The sequence below is a fragment of the Rhizobium sp. KNZ14-9A genome (assembly GCF_056755015.1).
The window spans coordinates 200,172-220,012 of sequence record NZ_JBPGXB010000002.1 but is presented as its reverse complement, the minus strand read 5'-3'; the positions used below and the strand labels follow the sequence as shown (position 1 = coordinate 220,012).

Below are 19,841 nucleotides of genomic sequence, written 5' to 3'. Positions count from 1 at the left end.
CTCAATTGCCTGACAGCGTGATGTCAGCCACGATGCGGCCCGCTTTGATATCGAAGACAAGGGCCTTGCGCTTGCCGTCGACCGCCGTGCCGTAAAACAGGATCTGTCCGCCTGAAAGCGATGTCTGCTCGATCTTGAAGCCGAGCGGCAGCGAGGCTGTCGAATTCATCGGCGAGTCGGAGGGAACACCGGAAGAGCCTGCGGACGCCGTGGTCTGCGAGGGCTCCGTACGCGTCACCTTGTAGACAACAGCGCCGAAGACCGCCATAAGGCTCACGAACATGATGGCGCCCGAGACGATCTGCAGGCGAACCATCTTGCGCCGGACACTTTCCATAGCCGGATCAAGGGGCTTTTCTTCCTGCTCATCGTCGGCTGGCTCGAATTTCGTCATCTATGGCGTCCCGTTCTAAAAATACGTCGGAGAAGAAGCGTCTTGAGCGACCCCTTTAAACAAGCAGATGACAATAGAAAAGTCCTGACCGCCGATGAGGCAGCCGAAGGCCGCCTCGACGCCTGGCTGACCGCGCAGGTCGGTGAGGAATTTTCCCGCAGCCGCATCAAGGCGCTGATCAAGGACGGGCAGGTCTTTTTGAAGGGCGCGCCGATTACCGATCCCCAAAAGAAGGTGCGAGCCGGCGACAGCTACGAGATCATCCTGCCCGAGCCCGAAGACCCGGCCCCGAAGGGCGAGGATATTCCGCTCGATATCCTCTACGAGGATGAAGATGTCATCGTCATTTCCAAGCCGGCTGGCCTCGTCGTCCATCCCGGCCCCGGCAACTGGATCGGTACGCTCGTCAACGCGCTGATCTACCATTGCGGCGATACCCTCTCCGGCATTGGCGGCGTGCGCCGCCCCGGCATCGTTCACCGCCTCGACAAGGATACGACCGGCGTCATGGTCGTCGCCAAGAACGATATGGCGCATCGCCATCTCTCGCTGCAGTTCGCCGATCACGGCCGCACCATGCCGCTGGAACGTGCCTATCGGGCGATCGTCTGGGGCCGCCCGCGCTCGCTCTCAGGAACGATCGACGCGCCGCTCGGCCGTGCCACCGGCGACCGGACCCGCCGCGCCGTCAAGCGCCCCGAAAACGAGAGTGCCGACGAGGCGATCACCCACTACGAAGTGCTCGAGCGCTTCCATGAAAGTCCGGATGCGAGCGCGCTTGCCTCGCTCGTCGAATGCCACCTGGAAACCGGCCGCACGCACCAGATCCGCGTCCACATGGCCCATATCGGCCATCCGCTGCTGGGTGACGCCGTCTACGGCGCCGGCTTCAAGACCAAGGCCAATCTTCTGCCCGACGGGGCCCGCAAGGTCGTCAAGGCTTTCGACCGCCAGGCGCTGCATGCCTACATGCTGCAATTCGAGCATCCGCGCACCGGCGAAGTGATGCATTTCGAAGTGCCACTACCAGGCGATATGGTGGAACTCGCCGACGCCCTGCGGGGATGAGAAACGGCCGCTGCTATTTCTTGGAGCCGGCACCCAGGACCCGATGCGTCGCATTGTCGAGAGCGTGGCTGGTGTCGCGCCCGTCCTGCGCCAATCCCCTGGCGGTGTTCCCGCAGGATGAAAGAGCGGCGGAAAGCGAAAGCAGCAGGATGGCGGCAAGGGCTGGTCTGATCATCTGGTTCCCCTCATAAAAGCGGCTGGGCAAGAGTGCCACCGCCACTGGAAAAATGCGGCAGCTCTCGGTAAAATCAATGCCTCTGGTTGGCTCTGGCAAAGGCCGGATAACGCCCTCGTGAACGCCAAGGCGACCTTGAATCCCTGTTTCGCCATACTTATTTGTAAATAGACTTATTGCGGGCTTGGAGAGAGCCGCATGTCCCGGTTTGCCTTTAACGCGAGGGCGCGTTCCATCGGGAACCGGAATCCATATAAGGAGGGTGCATCATGGCCCGAAATAACTTGCCGTCCATTACCGCCGGCGAAGCCGGTCTCAATCGTTACTTGGACGAAATCCGTAAATTCCCGATGCTGGAGCCGCAGGAAGAGTACATGCTCGCCAAGCGTTACTCCGAGCACGGCGATCGTGACGCCGCCCACAGGCTCGTCACCAGCCACCTTCGCCTCGTCGCGAAGATCGCCATGGGCTATCGCGGCTACGGCCTGCCGATCGGCGAAGTCGTATCCGAAGGTAACGTCGGTCTCATGCAGGCCGTCAAGAAATTCGATCCGGAACGCGGTTTCCGCCTTGCCACATACGCCATGTGGTGGATCAAGGCCTCGATCCAGGAATATATCCTGCGTTCGTGGTCTCTGGTGAAGATGGGCACGACTGCCAATCAGAAGCGCCTGTTCTTCAACCTGCGTCGCCTGAAGGGCCGTATCCAGGCCATCGATGACGGCGACCTGAAGCCCGAGCATGTGACCGAAATCGCTACCAAGCTGAACGTCTCTGAGGAAGAGGTCGTTTCGATGAACCGCCGCCTTTCCGGCGACGCATCGCTGAACGCGCCCATCAAGGCCTCTGAAGGCGACAGCGGCCAGTGGCAGGATTGGCTCGTGGACGACCACGACAGCCAGGAAGACGTGCTGATCGAGCAGGATGAGCTCGATACCCGTCGCCGTATGTTGTCGAAGGCCATGAGCGTGCTGAACGACCGCGAACGCCGCATCTTCGAGGCTCGCCGCCTTGCTGAAGATCCGGTAACGCTGGAAGATCTTTCGGCCGAGTTCGATATCAGCCGCGAGCGTGTCCGCCAGATCGAAGTCCGCGCCTTTGAAAAGGTGCAGGATGCGGTCCGCAAGGAAGCGCTGGAGCGTGCCAAGGCCGTGCGTGTGGTCGAAGCCACCGCATAAGCTGGTCGTCATCTGAAATCAAAAAAGGCGGGTCCCTGCGGCCCGCCTTTTATTTTGCGTGATTTCCGAGGCTCCGCGACGCCGGCCCTACTGGCTGGTCGAGAGATCTCCGAGCGCTGTCCATTCCTTGATCGCCGTGTTGAAGGCATTCCCGCCTGTGGCGCCCTTCTGCATGGTCAGCAGCGCACGGCGGCCGTTGCGATAGGTGACCGGAATGTCGATCCAGTCGCGCGTGGCAAGCAGGTCCAGATTGGCCTTGCGCGCATCCGGATAGTCGTTGAGCGCGATCATGTGAAAATCGTCGGTAATTTTGGCCGGCACCGCAATCAGCGGATCGCCGCGATCCTGCTCCGTACGTTTCATCGAGATGCGCTGGACGCTATCGATGCTGCCGCCTTCGAAATTCGGCGGAACGGAGAAGACGATCTCGACCAGATGGCTTGCCGGCAGCGACGGGTCGGAATTGCGCTTGAAGGTTACAAGCGCCGAAAGATTGCGCTCCGGAACGGTGACATTGCCCTGCACGGTGGCTTCCTGGCGGCCGTCCTGTCCGGCTTCATGCTGAACGGTCCAGACGACCGACCCCTCGATTGCCGTCGGCGAGCTTTCGCCGATCCGCTCCTCATAGAGGAACATCTTTTCGGTGGCGCCGATAGGTGTGTTCTGCGCCGCAGGTGCTGCGGCAGGGCCGTTCGGCGTCAGGTTTTCAGCAGGCGCAGCATCGGACTGGACACTCGGCGTGCTGGTATCAGCTGCAGCAACGTTCTGCGCGGCAACCGACTTGCCTTCCGCCGTCGGCGTTCCCGGCACTGCTGCAGGGCCGCTATCGACTTCGGTGCCATCGGCGAGCAGCCGCTGGGTAAACTTGGTATTGGCAGCCGAACCGTCCAGCGAGGCAACTTCCTGGTTGGGTCGCGCCGGCGGCGTGGTAGCACTCTGATCTGCCGGCTGGGTCGTGGCCGGCGTACTGTTTTGCTGCACCGGAGGCGTTGTGGCTGGCGTCGTCACAGTCTCGTCGCGCGCAGCCTGTGACGGCGCGGAGCTGACGAGACCATCGACCATTTCCATCACCGCTTCGCGGTTCATCCAGCCCGCGTAGGCGGCGCCACCGAGAATGCCGAGCGTAACGAGAATCGCCAGAATGGTGCCGATGCCGAAGCGTCGGCGCTTCGGTTCCATGCGGAAACTCTTGCCCTGCATCTTCGAGGCAACGATCTGATCCAGATCCATCGGCGGATTGCTGTCGTCGTCATCGGTCGCAGCGTTGCGGCGGTCATAACCACGCAGCGTCCGCGCCTCACGCCAGCCTTCGCTTGGCGCTGCGGCCGGTGCGGGAGCTGCAGAGCCGGAACCGTTGCCAGCATGCACTTCCGCAAAGATATCGACGTCGTCGAAATGCGCGGAAGCTGGTGTCTTCTTGTCCGTACCAGCCTCGATCGGCGGCAGATCGTCGAAAGCGGCAGCTTCCCAGGAGAAATTTTCCTTGGCAGCCGGCATGACGGCCGGCGAAGCGCTGTTTCTGAGCGTTGAAACCTCATTGAGAGCGCGTGCCGAAGCATCGGCGGGAACGGCGGGCGTTGCCTCAGCATAGGAATGGAGTTCTTCGCGCGCCCATTCGGTCTCAGCTTCCTGCGCTACAGGAGCCGGTGTTTCGGCAGCCGGCTCGGACCACATGCGATCGAAATGCGCTGCCGCATCCATTGCAATCGGTTCTTCGCGCGTGTGCTCGATGAAGTCGCTGGTTTGCGGCTGCGATTGGGGTTCGAAATCGGCCATCGGCTCGACGAGCCGGTTGGACGCACGGTCAAGGCCGCGTGGAGCCGGCTGATGAGCCTCTTCGCGCTGAAGCTCTTCTTCCACCTCATGGGCGGTTTCGGCTACCGGCTCTGCAGCGACCTCTTCCGGCCGCGGTTCTTCCGGATAATATTCCTCTACCGGCTCATGAGGGCTCTCGGGCTCGGCGTGAACCTCTGCCTGCTCCGGCGCGCGCCATTCGTCTGCAGGCGCTTCTTCCTCATGAGGCGGATGCCATTCGGCGTGCTCGGGCACCACCTCTTCGGCGGCAGCCGCCGCCTGAACGACCTCCTCTGGCTCAGCAGGCTGCTCGTAGGCGGGATGTTCTACGTCCTCCTGCTGCTCATGGCTTTCGGAGACGGGTTCCTCAGCAGCAGGGGCCGTCTCCGTGACAGGCTCATGTTCGAGCGCGGGCTCCTCATGGACCTCAGGCTCCGGAGCGGCGGCGACCGGTTCCTCGACAGGCACGGCTTCCGAGTGTTCGCCCTCGACTTCGCGGATTGCGGCCTCGAGCTTTTCGAGCTGGCGTTGCAGCATGGCTTCCGGCGGACGCGGCTTCATGTTCTCGAGCTGCCGCTGCACTGCGCCGCGCGCACGCTCGTAGACCTTCACCCGCATCTCGGGCGTATTTTCAGACAGGCCGTCGACTGCCCGCCGAATAACTGCAATAAAATCCGCCATCAGTACTTTCTCAAGAAGTCCGGCACACTCCCGAACACTCGCCCTAGGTGACCCGCGACATTAATCCTCAAACGGATCAGTCACAAGTATGGTGTCGTCACGCTCAGGGCTTGTCGAGAGAAGCGCGACAGGCGCGCCGATCAGCTCTTCGACCTGGCGAACATATTTGATCGCCTGCGCCGGCAGATCCGCCCAGCTGCGGGCGCCAACCGTCGATTCCTTCCAGCCTTCCAGCGTGACGTAGATCGGCTCGACCCGAGCCTGTGCCGCTTGGCTTGCCGGAAGATGATCGATCTGTTCGCCATCGAGATTGTAGCCGACGCAGATCTTCAGTTCGTCGAGACCATCGAGCACATCGAGCTTTGTCAGCGCAATGCCGCTAATGCCATTGGTGGCGACCGACTGGCGCACCAATGCAGCGTCAAACCAGCCGCAACGGCGCTTGCGCCCCGTCACCGTGCCGAACTCATGGCCCTTCTCGCCAAGGAACTGACCGATCTCGTCCGTCAATTCGGTCGGGAACGGACCTTCGCCGACTCGCGTCGTATAGGCCTTGGTGATGCCGAGGATATAGCCGAGCGAACCCGGACCCATGCCCGAACCGGCAGCGGCCTGGCCGGCCACCGTGTTGGACGAGGTCACGAAGGGATAGGTGCCGTGATCGATATCGAGGAGGCTGCCCTGCGCACCTTCGAAGAGGATGCGGGCGCCCTTGCGGCGCTGCTTGTCGAGGAACAGCCAGACCGTATCGCGGAAAGGCAGCACACGATCGGCGATCGAGGTCAGTTCATCCATGATTGTCTGGTGGCTGACTTCCGCAACGCCGAGGCCGCGGCGAAGCGCGTTGTGGTGGGTCAGGATGCGATCGACCTTGCCCGGCAAGGCTTCGAGGTCCGCGAGATCCATGACGCGGATGGCACGACGGCCGACCTTGTCTTCATAGGCCGGGCCGATGCCGCGCCGCGTCGTGCCGATCTTGGTGCCGCTGTTGGAGGCTGCATCTTCGCGGTAGGCATCGAGCTCGCGGTGCAGGGAAAGGATGAGGGTCGCGTTGTCGGCGATGCGCAGGTTCTCAGGCGTCACCTTCACGCCCTGCGCTTCCAGCCGGCCGATCTCGGCGATCAACGCATGCGGATCAACGACGACACCGTTACCGATGACGGCCATTTTGCCGGGGCGTACGACGCCGGAAGGCAGCAGCGAGAGCTTGTAGCTCGTACCGTCGATGACGAGCGTATGGCCGGCATTGTGTCCGCCCTGATAGCGCACAACGATGTCAGCACGTTCCGAAAGCCAATCGACAATCTTGCCCTTGCCTTCGTCGCCCCACTGCGAACCGACCACGACCACGTTCGTCATCAAACTCTTCCTGTTACCGGCGGAGAACCGCACACCTGCTCAAACCCGCGCATCTATAAAGCTTTGTTTTTGGGAAAGCGACCCTGTTGTCACAGCAGATTCGGCTTTTTACGTGACAAATCAGCCGCCGGCAGGCTAAGCCCCGTCATAAAAAGCCTGCCAGAGACGACAAAGACGGGAAGATCCCCTTGCAAGCTACAGCCTATATCTGCCTCGTCATTGCAACTCTCTGCTGGGGCGGCAATGCCGTGGCAGGCAAGCTGGCGCTCGGCCATGTCAGCCCGATGATGCTGACCTTCCTTCGCTGGCTCCTGGCTGTCGTGCTGATCGCCGCCGTCTCGCTGCCACAGTTGAAGAAGGACTGGCCGGTGGTGCGCAACAACCTGCCCCTCCTCTTCTTCTATGGTGTGGTCGGCTACACGACCTTCAATGCCATGCTCTATTCGGCCGTGCAGTACACGACGGCAATCAATGTCGCGATCGAGCAAGCCGGCATTCCCATGCTGATCTTCCTGTTGAATTTCGTCTTTTTCCGCACCGGCGTTTCGCTGGCCCAGGTCGTCGGCTTCGGCATGACGCTTGTCGGCGTCGCACTGACGGCTGCCCATGGCGAGCTTGCAACCCTGCTGCAGCTCAGCCTGAACCGCGGAGATGGATTGATGCTGATCGCTGTCGCCGCCTATGCCGTCTATACGATCTTCCTGCGCTGGAAGCCCGTCGTCGACTGGCGCACGCTGATGGCGATTCCCGCGCTCGGCGCGGCGCTGACTGCCCTGCCACTGCTTCTATGGGAGGCCTCCCGCGGCGCGGCCCAATGGCCTGATGGCAAAGGCTGCGCGATTGCTGTCTATACGGCAATCTTCGCCTCGCTGCTGGCGCAGATACTCTATATCAGGGGCGTCGAGGAAATCGGCGCCAATCGCGCCGGCCTGTTCATCAATCTCGTCCCGGTTTTCGGCACGCTGCTTTCTGTCGCCCTGCTCGGCGAAACGCTGCAGCTTTTCCACATGATTGCGCTGGTGCTGACGCTCGGCGGCATCGCTATCGCCGAAAAGGGCCGGCCAAAAACGGCTGCGCCCACCGTGCCCGCTTCACCGGTCGACTAACCAAGCTCCAGCGTCGTCACGCCATAGACGTTCTTCAGCGGGATTTCCGGCGCCGGACCGCGATACATGCGCGCGGTTTCCATGACTGGCTCAAGCCCTATGCTTTCTGCAAGTGCAATCGCCTCGGCATTGGCCAAGGGGATATCGATATAGATAGACGCGCCATGCGCCTGGGGAATGAGGCCGGCCAGAAGGGCGGCGGCGCTATCTGCGTCGCCAGCAAAAAGCGGGCCGATCTTGTAGCCCTCATAACAGCGGCGAATCGTACCGTAACCGCGGATCTTGCCGCTCTTGCGCACGACGACCGAGCTGCGCCCCTTGCGGCCCGTGCACCAGGCGGCAAGGAAGGCCGCGCGTGGCTGCGGAAAAATACCGCTGTCATAGCGAAGCAGGCCTTCGAGCCTCGCATCCGGGACCGGCTGCGCGACGAGTGACGACTGCGGCACCGATGTCGGCACGCCGCCATAGCGGATCGTGGTATAGGCGACCTCGAAACCGGCCTTGCGGTAGGCTGCCTGCTGAGCCGCAACCCCATCGAGGCCGATCGTGCGGTCTCCCGCCGAAGCGATGCCAGCGTTCCAGATCGCCTTGCCGAAGCCCCGGCCACGGAAATCGGGATGCACGATGTAAAGACCGAGAAAGGCAAAATTGTCGCCATATTTGACGACCGAGATAGAACCGACCGGCACCTCACCGATGGCGCCGACGAAAAATCCGGAAGGATCAGCTTCGTGGAATGCGATCGCGTCGTCGAGGCCGGGATTCCAGCCCTCCTGACGTGCCCATTCCAGCGCAAGCTCCAGTTCGCCGGGCCGCATGGAACGAACGGCAAATTCCGAATTCATGCAACCTTCCCAGATTGAAACCCGCAAGTCCATTCCGCCGTGCGCCAAGCAATCGTCAAGTCGATTGTCCCTGCGCTCAGACCGGTCATGATGAACTCGCGTTCACGGCTTGAACGATGTGTGTCGTCGTTTTGAAATGCAATGCAAAAGAACTTCGATCTCGCCTTACCATGAAACAATGTAATTGCAATCTCAAGAAAATTACTGCGCCCGCCGGATCCTTCCGGCGGGCGCAAATCGAAAGACGACATATGAAGTATTTAAGCCTTAGCGCAGAAACGGACCCAGCGCTTCGGCAGTACCGATGGTCTGGGCAGCCTGGCTGAGAACACTGTCGAAAACGAAGCCGACAACGATGGTCAGCTGCTGCGAATAGGCCTTCAGCTGATAGCCCTCGCCTTCGACCTGTGCCGGAGCGCTCAGGGCAAAGGGAATGTTCGGGCGAACGAAGCCAATGCTCGTTGTCAGCGGCTCCTCGGGCAGATGGCCGATGGCCGACGTGTATATGAGATCGCGGCCGAAACCGCCCGGGCCAAAGGCGAAAGCCGGCTGGCTTGCAGCCGATACCGTCATTGCGAGCGTCGCGGCGAGAAGAAGTCTGCTCATCTTAAAGTCCCCTTTTCCAGTCGGCCGGCGATTTCCGCCTGGCCGCAGCGCCGGTCGCATCTGTCCATGCCCGGCCGCTTTCATGAGGGGCACTCTACATGCCAGTATTTGCAGGCTTTTTAAGCCGATCCGTACAATTTTATTGAAACGCGATTTTTTAGACTGTCGCTGTTCAAGCAGAAAACAATCTTTACCATACGCCTTGACGGTATCTTCGCATCCTTACTTTTAAGGTGCCTCAAAACGAAACAGGGGCAAAAACGATGCACGAAGTTCCAGTCAAATCCCGTATTATCCAGAACGTCTATTTCAGCCAGGAAGACGGGCGCCTGCGCATCTGCTTCCGCAACGGCGAAGAACGCCTGTTCGAAGGCGTACCGGCCGACGACGTCAGCACCATGGTGATGGCGCCCTCCCCGGGCCAGTATTATATCGACCGCATCAGAAAGCGTTACCGTCGCATCGCAGCTTAAAGCACTTCGATACTTTTACCGGCGCGGCTTTAAATCGATTACGCCGCGCCAGGTGAGATCGATTGCCACATCGGTCCGAGCCTTATAAATGATGACTTCCATTGTCCGAGGTCTCGCGAACTGACGATGCCATCGTCCGATCAGAACATGAAACTGGCGCCGCAGCCGCGAAAGGGCCGCGCCGTCATGTGGCTGCTGATTGTTCTGTCCGTTTCAATTGTTGGCGCAACGGTGCTGCTGTCGAATGACATGCGGCACCTGAAGTCGCTGGCCCACTACTTCGGCATAGAGCTTTTTCCGCCCGCGGCACCTCCGCCTCCCCCGCCGCCCAAGGTCTTCCGCCGCACCGAACCTGTCAGCATCAAGATCGCACCGCGCATGTTCGACCCGCCGCAGCCGGCGCTCGCGAGCGTTTTCCTGCGCACCTGGCGGATTTCCGGCCCGGTCATGTGCGAAGCGCTGCGCTCAGCCGGCGTGGAAACCAGCGAATGGGCGGAAACGGCGTTCAATTCCGATACGTTCGAATGCTCCTACGAACATGTCTACAAGAAGGAGAAGGAGCACGTCGTCAGCTCGCTCTTCCTCGTCGTACGCGGCAATGGCAGAGGCACGATTACGAGCATGCGCGTGAAACTCCTCGGTCCCGCGACCGACAGCAACGGACAGCTTGATCCCAGCATATCGCGCATCTTTGAAACCATGCTGACTCAGCCGGCGTGGCTGGATTTCCATGATGCACTGACGGCAATCCGCAATCTCAGGGATGTGAAGGAGGAAGGCTTCGGTGCCCTCATCAATTTCACCCAGGAATATTCTCGGCCGGGCGCCTTCAACTTCACGCTCCTGCTTCAGGAGGCCTCCGCCCAACAGCGCCGCACGAAGGATTACTTCTCCCCGAAGACCTGGCTGCCCGCGCCCGACCCCTCCTGGCAGGTGCCGGAACTCATCTTCTGGCGACGCGCCTGATCACTTCGCGCTGGCAACGAGCTGCACCTCGGGCATGTCGTTGAGCAACCCGGCGAGGTCCTGACCGTCCCGCCGGCAACTCACCATGAACAGCTTCGGCGCTAACTCCTTGCTGCTGCATTCGATGAAGCTGCGGCGCAAGGCAGTCCGCAGCAGGCCCGCTGCATTCTGGCCGCAGGCAAGGCGCCGACCCTGCGCATCGGCGCAAAGCGCCCGCGGGGCGATCCGCGCGACACCGGCAATGACGAAGGTGTTGCCATCAAGGGAAAAGGTCGCATTGTCGATGACCTTCAGGGCCGGGCCGGCAGAAAACTTGAAGGGATAGCGATCGGGCTCGCGTTCATAGGGCTGATGGCTCAGATCGATATGAACCGGCACGAGGGTCCAGATCGCTCCACTTTCTGCATCCATCCGTGGCGTCGCATCGACCGGAGAGGCGATCAGATAGGAGGCGAAAGCCATCGTGCCCACAACGGCCACGAGCGCGCAACAGATGCGGCCGAAAAGAATGATCAGCTCTGCAATCACCCGCAAGGACATCCCCATTTCAAGGCTGGACGAAACGCTTTTGAACGCTCGCTGAGGGAGCATTGTTCCGCTGCAGGTTGCGCTTAATTGTCATGACGCTTTCGGGCTAATTTAGAGCGTCAAACTTCAGACGCATTTAACTCAAAATAGGTAGGGCTCCACTCTTGGATCCTTGACTTGAATCGACCAGAGATTAGCTTGACGCTGTCTTGAACCGCTCGTCGGATCCAGCAGCCACCTCTCGCGCGCGAAACACATCGGGGAGTACCGCATGGAAACTAGACTGCAGTCCAAACTCATTGAAGCGATCGATTACAAGCGCGAGACTCGACACCTCACGCTCTATCTGACCAACGGTCAACGTCGTCATTACGAAGATGTCCCTGAAGGCATCGTCGTCGGACTGACCGCAGCAGCTTCTCCTGGCGACTTCTACATGAGCCAGATCCGGGGCCGCTTCCGCACTACCTGAAAAATACGGCACGCACCCAAGGCGTGCCGTGTCAGTGCACTGAGAGTTAGCTTAAAGTGCTCGCCGACTGGATCGTTCGAACCGAAATCGGCTTCCCATTCCATTCATCGACTAAACTTCATCCGCAAATCTCAACCGGCCACACTTCGCGATTTGCCGCCGTGGCCGTTTGATGCAAGAAGGCGCCCCGTATCGGCGGCGTTGGAGGGATAGCCGAGCGCAAAACCCTGCAGGCTGTCGCAGCCGAGCCATGACAGCGTCACGGCATGGGCTTCGGTCTCCACCCCTTCCGCAATCACTTCCACATCGAGAGCCTTGGCAATCTCGACGATCGATCCGACCACGCGCCTCTGCTCAGCCGATTCCACCACATCGGTGACGAGTTGGCGGTCGATCTTCAGCCGCTTCGGTTTCAGTCGCACGAGGCCGATGAGCGAGGCATGGCCGGAACCGAAGTCATCGATCTCGATATCGATGCCCATCTGCTTGATGAGGTCGATATTGGCGAGGAATTTCTCATCGCAATCGTCGAGGAAGATCGTCTCCACGAGCTCGAAGACGATGGCACCCGGCGGGATGGCCAGCCGGCGCAACTTGTCCAGCAGAGCAGGATCGGCAAGACGCCCGGGCGAGATGTTCACGGCGATCCGCGGCACATGGTAGCCCAAGGCCTGCCAGGCGACGCGATCTTCAAGCGCGCGCTGCAGAACCGCGGCATCGATTTCCGCCGAAAGCCCGTATTCATCCGCAATGCGCAGGAAGACGCCTGGCGCAAGCACGCCCTTTTCCGGATGGTTCCAGCGTGCCAGCGCCTCCAGCCCCGTGATCTCGCGGGTGCGCGCATCGAGCTGCACCTGGTAGTAGGGAATGATCTCACCCTGCTCCAGGGCCTGGGCGAGATCTTCGGCCAAGCGACGCTTGCCGCGCAAATCGTCCTGAAGCTGTCGGCTGAAGAATTCGATACGATTACGGCCGAGCTTTTTTGCCTGATAGAGCGCCAGATCGGATTCGGCGAGCAGGTTGCGCGCCCTTTTGTCGCTGCTCCAGGATACGCCGATCGACGCACCGGATTGCAGCATCTCCTGCCCGAAGCGGATTTTCTTCAGCAATCGCCGCTGCACATCCTCAACGATTGCCTTCAGCGCATCGAGGCCGGCGAAATTGATCAGTACGATAACGAAATCGTCGCCGCCGACACGGGCAGCCATGCCATCTGAGGGAATGGCAGCGGCAATTCTGAGTGATGCCGTGCGCAGCACGGCATCACCGGCGGCGTGGCCATGGCTGTCATTGATCTGTTTGAACTGGTCGAGATCGAGATGCAGAACGGCAAGCGTCGACACGCTCTTATCCGCCAGCAACGCCGCGAGCCGCCTGTCGAACAGGCGCCGGTTCGGCATGCCGGTCAGGTAATCATGATTGGCGACATGCTCGATCCGCGCATTGCTTTCTTCAAGCGCCAGCGCCCGGGCCTCGGCCATCATCTTCTGCTTGCCGAGCTCGGCATTGAGCAGCACATCGGATGTCACGTCCCATTCGGCACCGATGAAAGAGGGTGTGCCCTCCTCATCGACATAGAAATGTGCACGCGACCTTAAATGCCTGATTTCTCCGCTCGGCAGAATGATGCGAAACTGGGAGTTATAGGCACCCCGGGCGGCAACCGCTTTTTCGAAATCCCGCTCGGCCTGCCCCCTGTCGTCAGGATGTATGGCCTCGGACCAGACAGAGGTCGGCACCTCTCGATTTGTCTGACCGGTGCCGTAGAGGCGATGCATCTGCACGTCCCAAAGAATAGCATCCTTGTTGATGCTGTGTTCCCACACACCAATTTGCGAAGCATCAAGCGCCAGCTCCAGTCGCCGAAGAAGATCCTGGAACTCTTGCTCTGATCGCGTTGGTTTATTCTTGGCCAATTCGTTTCAGCCTTCGAAGCCTGCAAAAACTCATAATATAGTCGCAAGCCCTCATTAATGAAGCCTTTTCGTAAGTACCGAACTAGTTACTAGGTGAACTGTTGGTTACGACTGCCTTCTTTTCAATCAGTATTGCTTTAATCAGTGATTGTGTCGCGGTGGGTTTCTGGCGATCTGCCGGAATTCTGCTGCCCCCTCGATGACCGCGCCATCTGACAGCTGCGTCACCGTTTTCCGGTAGATGCGCTGCCATGGCGTAGCATCGGCCGGCACCGGCGGGACTCCATCGCCCTTGCGTCGCTCGATTTCAGCCTCGTCAACCAGCATATCGCAACGACCCTGATTGAAATCGATGCGAATGATGTCGCCGGTCCTGAGCCACGCGAGCCCGCCGCCTGCCGCGCTTTCCGGCGAGGCATTGAGGATCGACGGACTGTCCGAAGTGCCGGACTGTCGCCCGTCACCGATCGTCGGCAGGCTCTTGATGCCGCGCTTCAGGATATGATCCGGCGGCTGCATGTTGACCACTTCCGCAGAGCCCGGCCAGCCGAGCGGACCAGCGCCGCGGATGGCGAGGATCGTGTTCTCGTCGATGCCGAGCTCCGGATCGTTGATGCGCTTGTGATAATCCTCCGAACCGTCGAAGACGACAGCCTTGCCCTCGAAGACGCCTTCCCGGCCCGGCTCCTGCAGGTAACGCTTACGGAAATCCTCGGATACGACGCTCATCTTCATGATGGCGAAATCGAAGAGGTTGCCCTTGAGTACGAGGAAGCCCGCACGCTCTTTCAGAGGCTCGCTGTAGGATTTGATGACGTCGCGGTCACGTGACTCTCGCCCTCTCAGGTTCTCCGCCATGGTCTTGCCGGTGACGGTACGACAGTCACCATCGAGCTTGCTGGCCTGCAGCAATTCCCACATGACGGCAGGGGTGCCGCCGGCGCGATGGAACTTCTCGCCGAGATAGGCACCCGCCGGCTGCACATTGGCGAGCAGCGGAATATCGAAACCATGCATCTGCCAATCCTCGGGATACAACTCAACTCCAGCATGCTTCGCCATGGCGGCAAGATGCGGCTGGGCGTTCGTCGAGCCACCAATCGCCGAATTGGTTTTGATGGCGTTGAGGAAGGCTTCGCGCGTCAGGATATCGGACGGCTTCAGGCCTTCGAATACGATCTCTACGGCGCGACGACCGGTGCGATAGGCCATCTGGCCCCGCTCACGATAGGCAGCAGGAATATTGCCGCAGCCTGTCAGCGACAGGCCAAGCGCCTCGGCCAGCGCATTCATGGTCGAGGCCGTGCCCATCGTGTTGCAATGGCCGACGGAGGGTGCCGAATCGAGCGCCGTCTGTAGGAATTCCTCTTCGTCGATCTCGCCTGCCGCGAGCTTCCGGCGCGACTGCCAGATCGCCATGCCCGAGCCGGCGAGTTTTCCTTCATGCCAGCCGTCGAGCATTGGCCCGCCGGAGAGAACGATTGCCGGAATATCGACCGTCGAAGCTGCCATGATCGCCGAAGGCGTGGTCTTGTCGCAGCCGGTCGTCAACACGACTCCGTCGAGTGGATAGCCGTAGAGAATTTCGACAAGGCCGAGATAGGCGAGATTGCGGTCGAGTGCTGCCGTCGGGCGCTTGCAGTTCTCGAAGATCGGATGCGTCGGAAATTCGATCGGGATGCCGCCCGCATCGCGGATGCCGTCCCGCACGCGCTTTGCCAATTCGATATGGACGCGGTTGCAGGGGGTCAAATCGCTGCCGCTCTGGGCGATGCCGATGATCGGCTTGCCGGACCGCAGCTCCTCCGGCGTTACCCCGTAATTCATGAAGCGCTCCAGATAGAGCGCCGTCATGTCGATATGATCGGGATTGTCGAACCAGTCCTGCGAACGCAGGCGGCGCTTGGCGGTCTTGCTGTCGGTCATCTCTTTCCTCCCGGTCGGGCATTCCTGTCTTCGAGATGGAGCAGCAAGGCGCTGTGATCCGTCTCGCCGTTGCCCCTGGCAACAAATTCTGTGAATTCGGCATGAACCGCTTCCGTCAGCGGCAAGGTCAGAGAAAGGGCTTTCGCCGTCGCCATGACGGCGTCGAGATCCTTCAACTGGTTGGCCGAAGAACCACCCGGCGCGAACTGCCGGTCGATCATGCGCTTGCCGTGGATCTCCAGAATGCGGCTGTCTACAAAGCCGCCACGCACCGCGTCCCGGAAGGCGGCCGGCGAACCACCGCCGGCCTCGATCAGCATCATCGCCTCCGCGACGGCGCCGATCGTCACCGCAACGATCTGCTGGTTGGCAAGTTTGGCAAGCTGACCGGCCCCATGTGGGCCGACATGCGTGACCCGCCCCATCGGCGCGAAGACATCCGAAAGTTCGGCGATGACGGCAGCATCCCCACCCGCCATGATGGCAAGCGTCCCGGCCGAAGCCCCGACCACGCCGCCGGAAACCGGCGCATCGATATGGCGGATGCCGCGCTTGGCAAGCTTCTCGGCATGTTCCCGCGCGAAAGGCGGAGCGATCGAGCTCATGTCGATGACAACAGCACCCGGCTTCATTGCCTCGACGGTGCCCATGTCGAACAGCACTTGGCTGACGGCCTGAGCATTGGTCAGCATGGAGATGACGACATCGGCTGTGGAAGCAGCCTCCAAGGGCGTAGAAGCTATAGTGGCACCATCGCCGGACAGCGCCTTAGCCTTGTCTCGGTCACGATTCCAGACGGTAACGGAAAAGCCTGCACCCAGTAAACGCCGCGCCATCGGCGCACCCATGAGCCCCGTACCGAGGAAAGCGATCTTCCGCTTTCCTCTGTTTTCCAATGCGTGTGTCACCCAGCCCTCCCGAACTGTTGCCTGCCCTTGATATCCCCCTCACCTCAGCATGCAACCGTTTTGATGGACGTAACGCATTTTTGTCTCATCGCCTAAAAACGAAACGGGCGAGGACCGAGGCCCCCGCCCGATTTACCCGACAAAGGAGAGGTTATTCCGCAGCGACCTTCATATGGTCATCCTCGTCCTGCGGATGATTGTCGTTGTGCTGAACGAGCGGGCGGTTGCCCGTCATCCGGCGCAGAAGCACGTAGAATACCGGCGTCATGAAGATGCCGAAGAAGGTCACGCCGATCATGCCCGAGAAGACCGCGACACCCATGGCCGCGCGCATTTCCGAACCCGCACCGGTCGAGGTGACGAGCGGCACGACGCCCATGATGAAGGCCATGGAGGTCATCAGGATTGGGCGCAGACGCAGGCGGCTGGCCTCGATCGCAGCTTCACGCGGCGTCCTGCCTTCGAACTCCAGTTCGCGGGCAAATTCCACGATCAGGATCGCGTTCTTGGCCGATAGACCGACAAGGACGACGAGGCCGATCTGCGTGAAGATGTTGTTGTCTCCACCCGTGAGCCAGACGCCGGTCAAGGCGGCCAGAACCCCCATCGGCACGATCATGATGATCGCAAGCGGCAATGTCAGGCTTTCATACTGGGCAGCGAGCACGAGGAAGACGAGCAGCAAGGCCAGCGGGAAGACAACGATGCTGGAGTTACCGGCAAGGATCTGCTGGTAGGTCAGGTCCGTCCACTCGAAGTCGATGCCAGCAGGAAGTGTCTCATGCAGGATCTTCTCGATCGCCGCCTGAGCCTGCCCGGACGAGAAGCCTGGAGCCGGACCCCCGTTGATATCGGCAGCGAGGAAGCCGTTATAGCGGTTCGCACGCTCCGGACCGGTGCTTGCATCCACCTTCAGGAGAGCTGCAAGCGGGATCATCTGGCCCGATGCCGAGCGAACCTTCAACTGGCCGATATCTTCCGGCTGGGCGCGGAACTTGGCATCGGCCTGCACACGGACGCTGTAGGTACGGCCGAAGGCGTTGAAATCGTTCACATAGAGCGAACCGAGATAGATCTGCAGCGTCTGGAAGACGTCGGTGACGGAAACTCCAAGCTGCTCGGCCTTGGCGCGGTCGAGATCGGCATAGAGCTGCGGCACGTTGATCTGGAAGCTGGAAAACAAACCAGCAAGTTCAGGCGTCTGATAGGCCTTGGCAAGCACTGCCTTGGTCGCTTCGTCGAGCGCCTGATTGCCTAAGCCTGCGCGATCCTCGATCTGCAGCTTGAAACCGCCCGTCGTACCGAGGCCGTTGACCGGCGGCGGCGGGAACATGGCGATGAACGCATCCTGGATGACGCCGAACTTCTGGTTCAGCGCCATGGCAATTGCCCCACCCGAAAGATCAGGCGTCTTGCGCTCCTCGAAATCCTTCAGCGTCACGAAGACGATGCCGGCGTTCGAAGAGTTGGTGAAGCCATTGATCGACAGGCCCGGGAAGGCGATCGCGTTGGCAACGCCCGGCTGCGCCAGAGCGATGTCGGTCATGCGCTTGATGACGCCTTCCGTACGATCCAGGCTTGCGGCATCCGGCAACTGGGCAAAGCCGATCAGATACTGCTTGTCCTGCGACGGCACGAAACCGCCCGGTACCGTATTGAAGATGCTGTAGGTCGCTCCCACCAGCGCAAGGTAGATCACCATGACGATGCTCTTGCGCGATACTAGACCGCCGACGCCCTTGCCGTAGGCGTTCGAACCGGTGCCGAAAGCGCGATTGAAGCCACGGAAGAACCAGCCGAAGATCGCGTCCATGAACCGCGTCAGCCAGTCCTTCGGCGCATGGTGACCCTTCAGCAGAAGGGCGGCCAGAGCCGGAGACAGCGTCAGCGAATTGAAGGCCGAAATGACAGTCGAGATCGCGATCGTCAGCGCGAACTGGCGATAGAACTGACCCGACAGACCGGAGATGAAGGCGAGCGGCACGAAGACCGCGACGAGCACTAGCGCGATGGCGATGATCGGGCCGGAGACTTCCTTCATGGCCTTGTAAGTCGCCTGACGCGGACTGAGCCCGGCCTCGATGTTGCGTTCGACGTTTTCAACGACGACGATTGCGTCATCCACAACGATACCGATCGCCAGCACCAGACCGAAAAGGCTGAGTGCATTGATCGAGAAGCCAAACATGTACATGACCGCGAATGTACCGATGATGGATACCGGAACGGCAATCAACGGGATGATCGAAGCACGCCATGTCTGCAGGAACAGGATGACGACGAGAACGACGAGCGCGATGGCTTCGAGCAGCGTGTCGATGACCTTCTCGATCGAGGCGCGAACGAACTTCGTCGTATCATAGACGATCTCGTACTTCACGCCTGAAGGCATGGCCAACTGCAGCTCGTCCATCGTCGCGCGAACATTATCGGCGATCTCGATCGCGTTCGAACCCGGCGCCTGGAGAACGGCAACGGCGACAGCCGGCTTGCCGTCGAGCAGCGAACGCAGCGTGTAGTCCGCGGCACCCAGTTCGATCCGGGCAACGTCGCGCAGACGAGTAATCTCGCCATTGGCGCCCGTCTTGACGATGATGCTGCCGAATTCCTCGGGCGTGCGCAGACGACCCTGGGCGTTCACGTTGAGTTGAAGATCGACCCCCGGCTGGCTCGGCGAAGCGCCGATGATGCCGGCAGCAGCCTGAACGTTCTGCGAGCTGATCGCATTACTGATGTCGCTTGCGGCAAGATTATGCTCGGCTGCCTTCTGCGGATCGATCCACACACGCATGGAATAGTCGCCGGCACCGAAGACCTGCACCTGGCCGACACCGGCGATACGGGCAAGCCGGTCCTTGACGTTCAGCGTCGCATAGTTACGCAGATAGGTGATGTCATGGCTGTTCCCGTCGGAGACGAGGTTGACGACCATGATGAAGTCGGGCGAGCTCTTGACCGTGGTAATGCCGAGCGCGCGAACTTCCGCCGGCAGGCGCGGTTCGGCCTGCGACACTCGGTTCTGCACGAGCTGCTGTGCCTTATCGGGGTCCGTACCGAGCTTGAAGGTGACGGTGACGTTCAAGGCGCCGTCAGACGTCGCCTGGCTTGACATGTAGAGCATGCCCTCGACGCCATTGATCTGTTCTTCGAGCGGTGTGGCTACCGTTTCGGCGATGACCGACGGGTTTGCGCCGGGATAGGTGGCATGCACGACGATCGACGGCGGCACGACCTCGGGATATTCGGAGATCGGCAGCGCCCGGAGGCCGATGAGGCCGGCGACCACGATGAGGACCGAAAGAACACCGGCAAAGACCGGGCGGTCGATAAAGAATCTGGATATGTTCATTTTAACGCCCTCTCCGGGGTGAACATGGATGCAAAGTCCCTCGCCGGCGGCTTAAAGGCGCACCGGCAGGTCATGTTATCTGGTGTAACGGCCGCCT

At 60.6% G+C, this 19,841-nt stretch carries 15 protein-coding genes and 2 pseudogenes; 6 read left to right on the top strand and 11 right to left on the bottom strand.

Translation table 11 applies throughout. From position 1 onward, the window contains the following. Position 1: 1 nt before the first annotated feature. On the bottom strand, positions 2-394 hold the full coding sequence (locus ACR9ZQ_RS07115; RefSeq protein WP_310385863.1) for a hypothetical protein: 393 nt from the start codon (positions 392-394) through the stop codon (positions 2-4). Positions 395-436: 42 nt separating this feature from the next. Here ACR9ZQ_RS07115 and ACR9ZQ_RS07110 point away from each other — a divergent pair, with 42 nt between their 5' ends. Beyond that, entirely contained in the window at positions 437-1,462 is a 1,026-nt protein-coding gene (locus ACR9ZQ_RS07110; RefSeq protein ID WP_481427410.1) for an RluA family pseudouridine synthase, read from the top strand. Between the two features lie 13 nt (positions 1,463-1,475). Here ACR9ZQ_RS07110 and ACR9ZQ_RS07105 read toward each other — a convergent pair whose 3' ends face one another. Then, positions 1,476-1,637: an entericidin gene (locus ACR9ZQ_RS07105; RefSeq protein ID WP_113185412.1), complete on the bottom strand. Its 162-nt coding sequence runs from the start codon at positions 1,635-1,637 to the stop codon at positions 1,476-1,478. 269 nt (positions 1,638-1,906) lie between these two features. Between ACR9ZQ_RS07105 and rpoH the strand changes: the two genes are divergently transcribed. After that, complete coding sequence (gene rpoH / locus ACR9ZQ_RS07100) at positions 1,907-2,815, top strand: RNA polymerase sigma factor RpoH (RefSeq protein ID WP_037104500.1); 909 nt, start codon at positions 1,907-1,909, stop codon at positions 2,813-2,815. 87 nt (positions 2,816-2,902) lie between these two features. Here the strand turns inward: rpoH and ACR9ZQ_RS07095 are convergent, their stop codons facing one another. Further along, complete coding sequence (locus tag ACR9ZQ_RS07095) at positions 2,903-5,290, bottom strand: hypothetical protein (RefSeq protein ID WP_481427409.1); 2,388 nt, start codon at positions 5,288-5,290, stop codon at positions 2,903-2,905. A 60-nt stretch (positions 5,291-5,350) separates the two neighbouring features. Then, a complete protein-coding gene (locus tag ACR9ZQ_RS07090; RefSeq protein WP_113325387.1) occupies positions 5,351-6,649 on the bottom strand; it encodes an adenylosuccinate synthase in 1,299 nt (432 codons plus the stop codon). A gap of 188 nt (positions 6,650-6,837) precedes the next feature. On the opposite strand from ACR9ZQ_RS07090, the gene ACR9ZQ_RS07085 reads away from it, so the two are divergent. Continuing rightward, positions 6,838-7,755, top strand: coding sequence for a DMT family transporter (locus ACR9ZQ_RS07085; RefSeq protein WP_481427408.1), 918 nt, complete (start codon positions 6,838-6,840; stop codon positions 7,753-7,755). On the opposite strand, the gene ACR9ZQ_RS07080 is transcribed toward ACR9ZQ_RS07085, so the two are convergent. Together ACR9ZQ_RS07080 and ACR9ZQ_RS07075 are read right to left on the bottom strand one after the other, a co-directional pair. After that, positions 7,752-8,600 carry a GNAT family N-acetyltransferase gene (locus ACR9ZQ_RS07080; protein ID WP_481427407.1) on the bottom strand — a complete coding sequence of 283 codons (849 nt, stop codon included), beginning with the start codon at positions 8,598-8,600 and terminating at the stop codon, positions 7,752-7,754. The two genes, ACR9ZQ_RS07085 and ACR9ZQ_RS07080, sit on opposite strands and share 4 nt — an antisense overlap. 267 nt (positions 8,601-8,867) lie before the next feature. Then, complete coding sequence (locus ACR9ZQ_RS07075; protein ID WP_113325390.1) at positions 8,868-9,206, bottom strand: hypothetical protein; 339 nt, start codon at positions 9,204-9,206, stop codon at positions 8,868-8,870. Between the two features lie 263 nt (positions 9,207-9,469). Between ACR9ZQ_RS07075 and ACR9ZQ_RS07070 the strand changes: the two genes are divergently transcribed. Further along, positions 9,470-9,679 (top strand): KTSC domain-containing protein, encoded by a 210-nt coding sequence (locus ACR9ZQ_RS07070; RefSeq protein WP_113325391.1) that lies wholly within the window; start codon positions 9,470-9,472, stop codon positions 9,677-9,679. 126 nt (positions 9,680-9,805) lie between these two features. Beyond that, the gene (locus ACR9ZQ_RS07065) at positions 9,806-10,645 is read left to right on the top strand and encodes a DUF6030 family protein (RefSeq protein WP_442206901.1); all 840 of its coding nucleotides are present in this window, start codon (positions 9,806-9,808) and stop codon (positions 10,643-10,645) included. Here ACR9ZQ_RS07065 and ACR9ZQ_RS07060 read toward each other — a convergent pair whose 3' ends face one another. Further along, complete coding sequence (locus ACR9ZQ_RS07060; protein ID WP_481427406.1) at positions 10,646-11,179, bottom strand: hypothetical protein; 534 nt, start codon at positions 11,177-11,179, stop codon at positions 10,646-10,648. It lies immediately after the preceding gene. A 265-nt stretch (positions 11,180-11,444) separates the two neighbouring features. Between ACR9ZQ_RS07060 and ACR9ZQ_RS07055 the strand changes: the two genes are divergently transcribed. Beyond that, positions 11,445-11,645, top strand: a complete 201-nt coding sequence (locus ACR9ZQ_RS07055; protein WP_051942244.1) for a KTSC domain-containing protein — start codon at positions 11,445-11,447, stop codon at positions 11,643-11,645. A gap of 131 nt (positions 11,646-11,776) precedes the next feature. On the opposite strand, the pseudogene ACR9ZQ_RS07050 reads toward ACR9ZQ_RS07055, so the two are convergent. From ACR9ZQ_RS07050 to ACR9ZQ_RS07035, 4 genes and pseudogenes are all read right to left on the bottom strand, one after another. Continuing rightward, positions 11,777-13,587, bottom strand: a pseudogene (locus ACR9ZQ_RS07050) (putative bifunctional diguanylate cyclase/phosphodiesterase). Between the two features lie 115 nt (positions 13,588-13,702). Then, positions 13,703-15,487, bottom strand: a complete 1,785-nt coding sequence (locus ACR9ZQ_RS07045) for an IlvD/Edd family dehydratase (RefSeq protein ID WP_481427405.1) — start codon at positions 15,485-15,487, stop codon at positions 13,703-13,705. Continuing rightward, positions 15,484-16,407: pseudogene (locus tag ACR9ZQ_RS07040) on the bottom strand (NAD(P)-dependent oxidoreductase); the annotation flags it as partial. The pseudogene ACR9ZQ_RS07040 and the gene ACR9ZQ_RS07045, both read right to left, overlap by 4 nt. Positions 16,408-16,546: 139 nt before the next feature. Further along, entirely contained in the window at positions 16,547-19,744 is a 3,198-nt protein-coding gene (locus ACR9ZQ_RS07035; protein ID WP_310385884.1) for an efflux RND transporter permease subunit, read from the bottom strand. Positions 19,745-19,841: the final 97 nt, after the last annotated feature.

Coding starts and splice junctions, on each gene's coding strand:
- ACR9ZQ_RS07115 (WP_310385863.1), bottom strand. CDS start 394: ATGACGAAATTCGAGCCAGCCGACGATGAGCAGGAAGAAAAGCCCCTT.
- ACR9ZQ_RS07105 (WP_113185412.1), bottom strand. CDS start 1,637: ATGATCAGACCAGCCCTTGCCGCCATCCTGCTGCTTTCGCTTTCCGCC.
- rpoH (WP_037104500.1), top strand. CDS start 1,907: ATGGCCCGAAATAACTTGCCGTCCATTACCGCCGGCGAAGCCGGTCTC.
- ACR9ZQ_RS07095 (WP_481427409.1), bottom strand. CDS start 5,290: ATGGCGGATTTTATTGCAGTTATTCGGCGGGCAGTCGACGGCCTGTCT.
- ACR9ZQ_RS07090 (WP_113325387.1), bottom strand. CDS start 6,649: ATGACGAACGTGGTCGTGGTCGGTTCGCAGTGGGGCGACGAAGGCAAG.
- ACR9ZQ_RS07080 (WP_481427407.1), bottom strand. CDS start 8,600: ATGAATTCGGAATTTGCCGTTCGTTCCATGCGGCCCGGCGAACTGGAG.
- ACR9ZQ_RS07075 (WP_113325390.1), bottom strand. CDS start 9,206: ATGAGCAGACTTCTTCTCGCCGCGACGCTCGCAATGACGGTATCGGCT.
- ACR9ZQ_RS07070 (WP_113325391.1), top strand. CDS start 9,470: ATGCACGAAGTTCCAGTCAAATCCCGTATTATCCAGAACGTCTATTTC.
- ACR9ZQ_RS07065 (WP_442206901.1), top strand. CDS start 9,806: ATGCCATCGTCCGATCAGAACATGAAACTGGCGCCGCAGCCGCGAAAG.
- ACR9ZQ_RS07055 (WP_051942244.1), top strand. CDS start 11,445: ATGGAAACTAGACTGCAGTCCAAACTCATTGAAGCGATCGATTACAAG.
- ACR9ZQ_RS07045 (WP_481427405.1), bottom strand. CDS start 15,487: ATGACCGACAGCAAGACCGCCAAGCGCCGCCTGCGTTCGCAGGACTGG.
- ACR9ZQ_RS07035 (WP_310385884.1), bottom strand. CDS start 19,744: ATGAACATATCCAGATTCTTTATCGACCGCCCGGTCTTTGCCGGTGTT.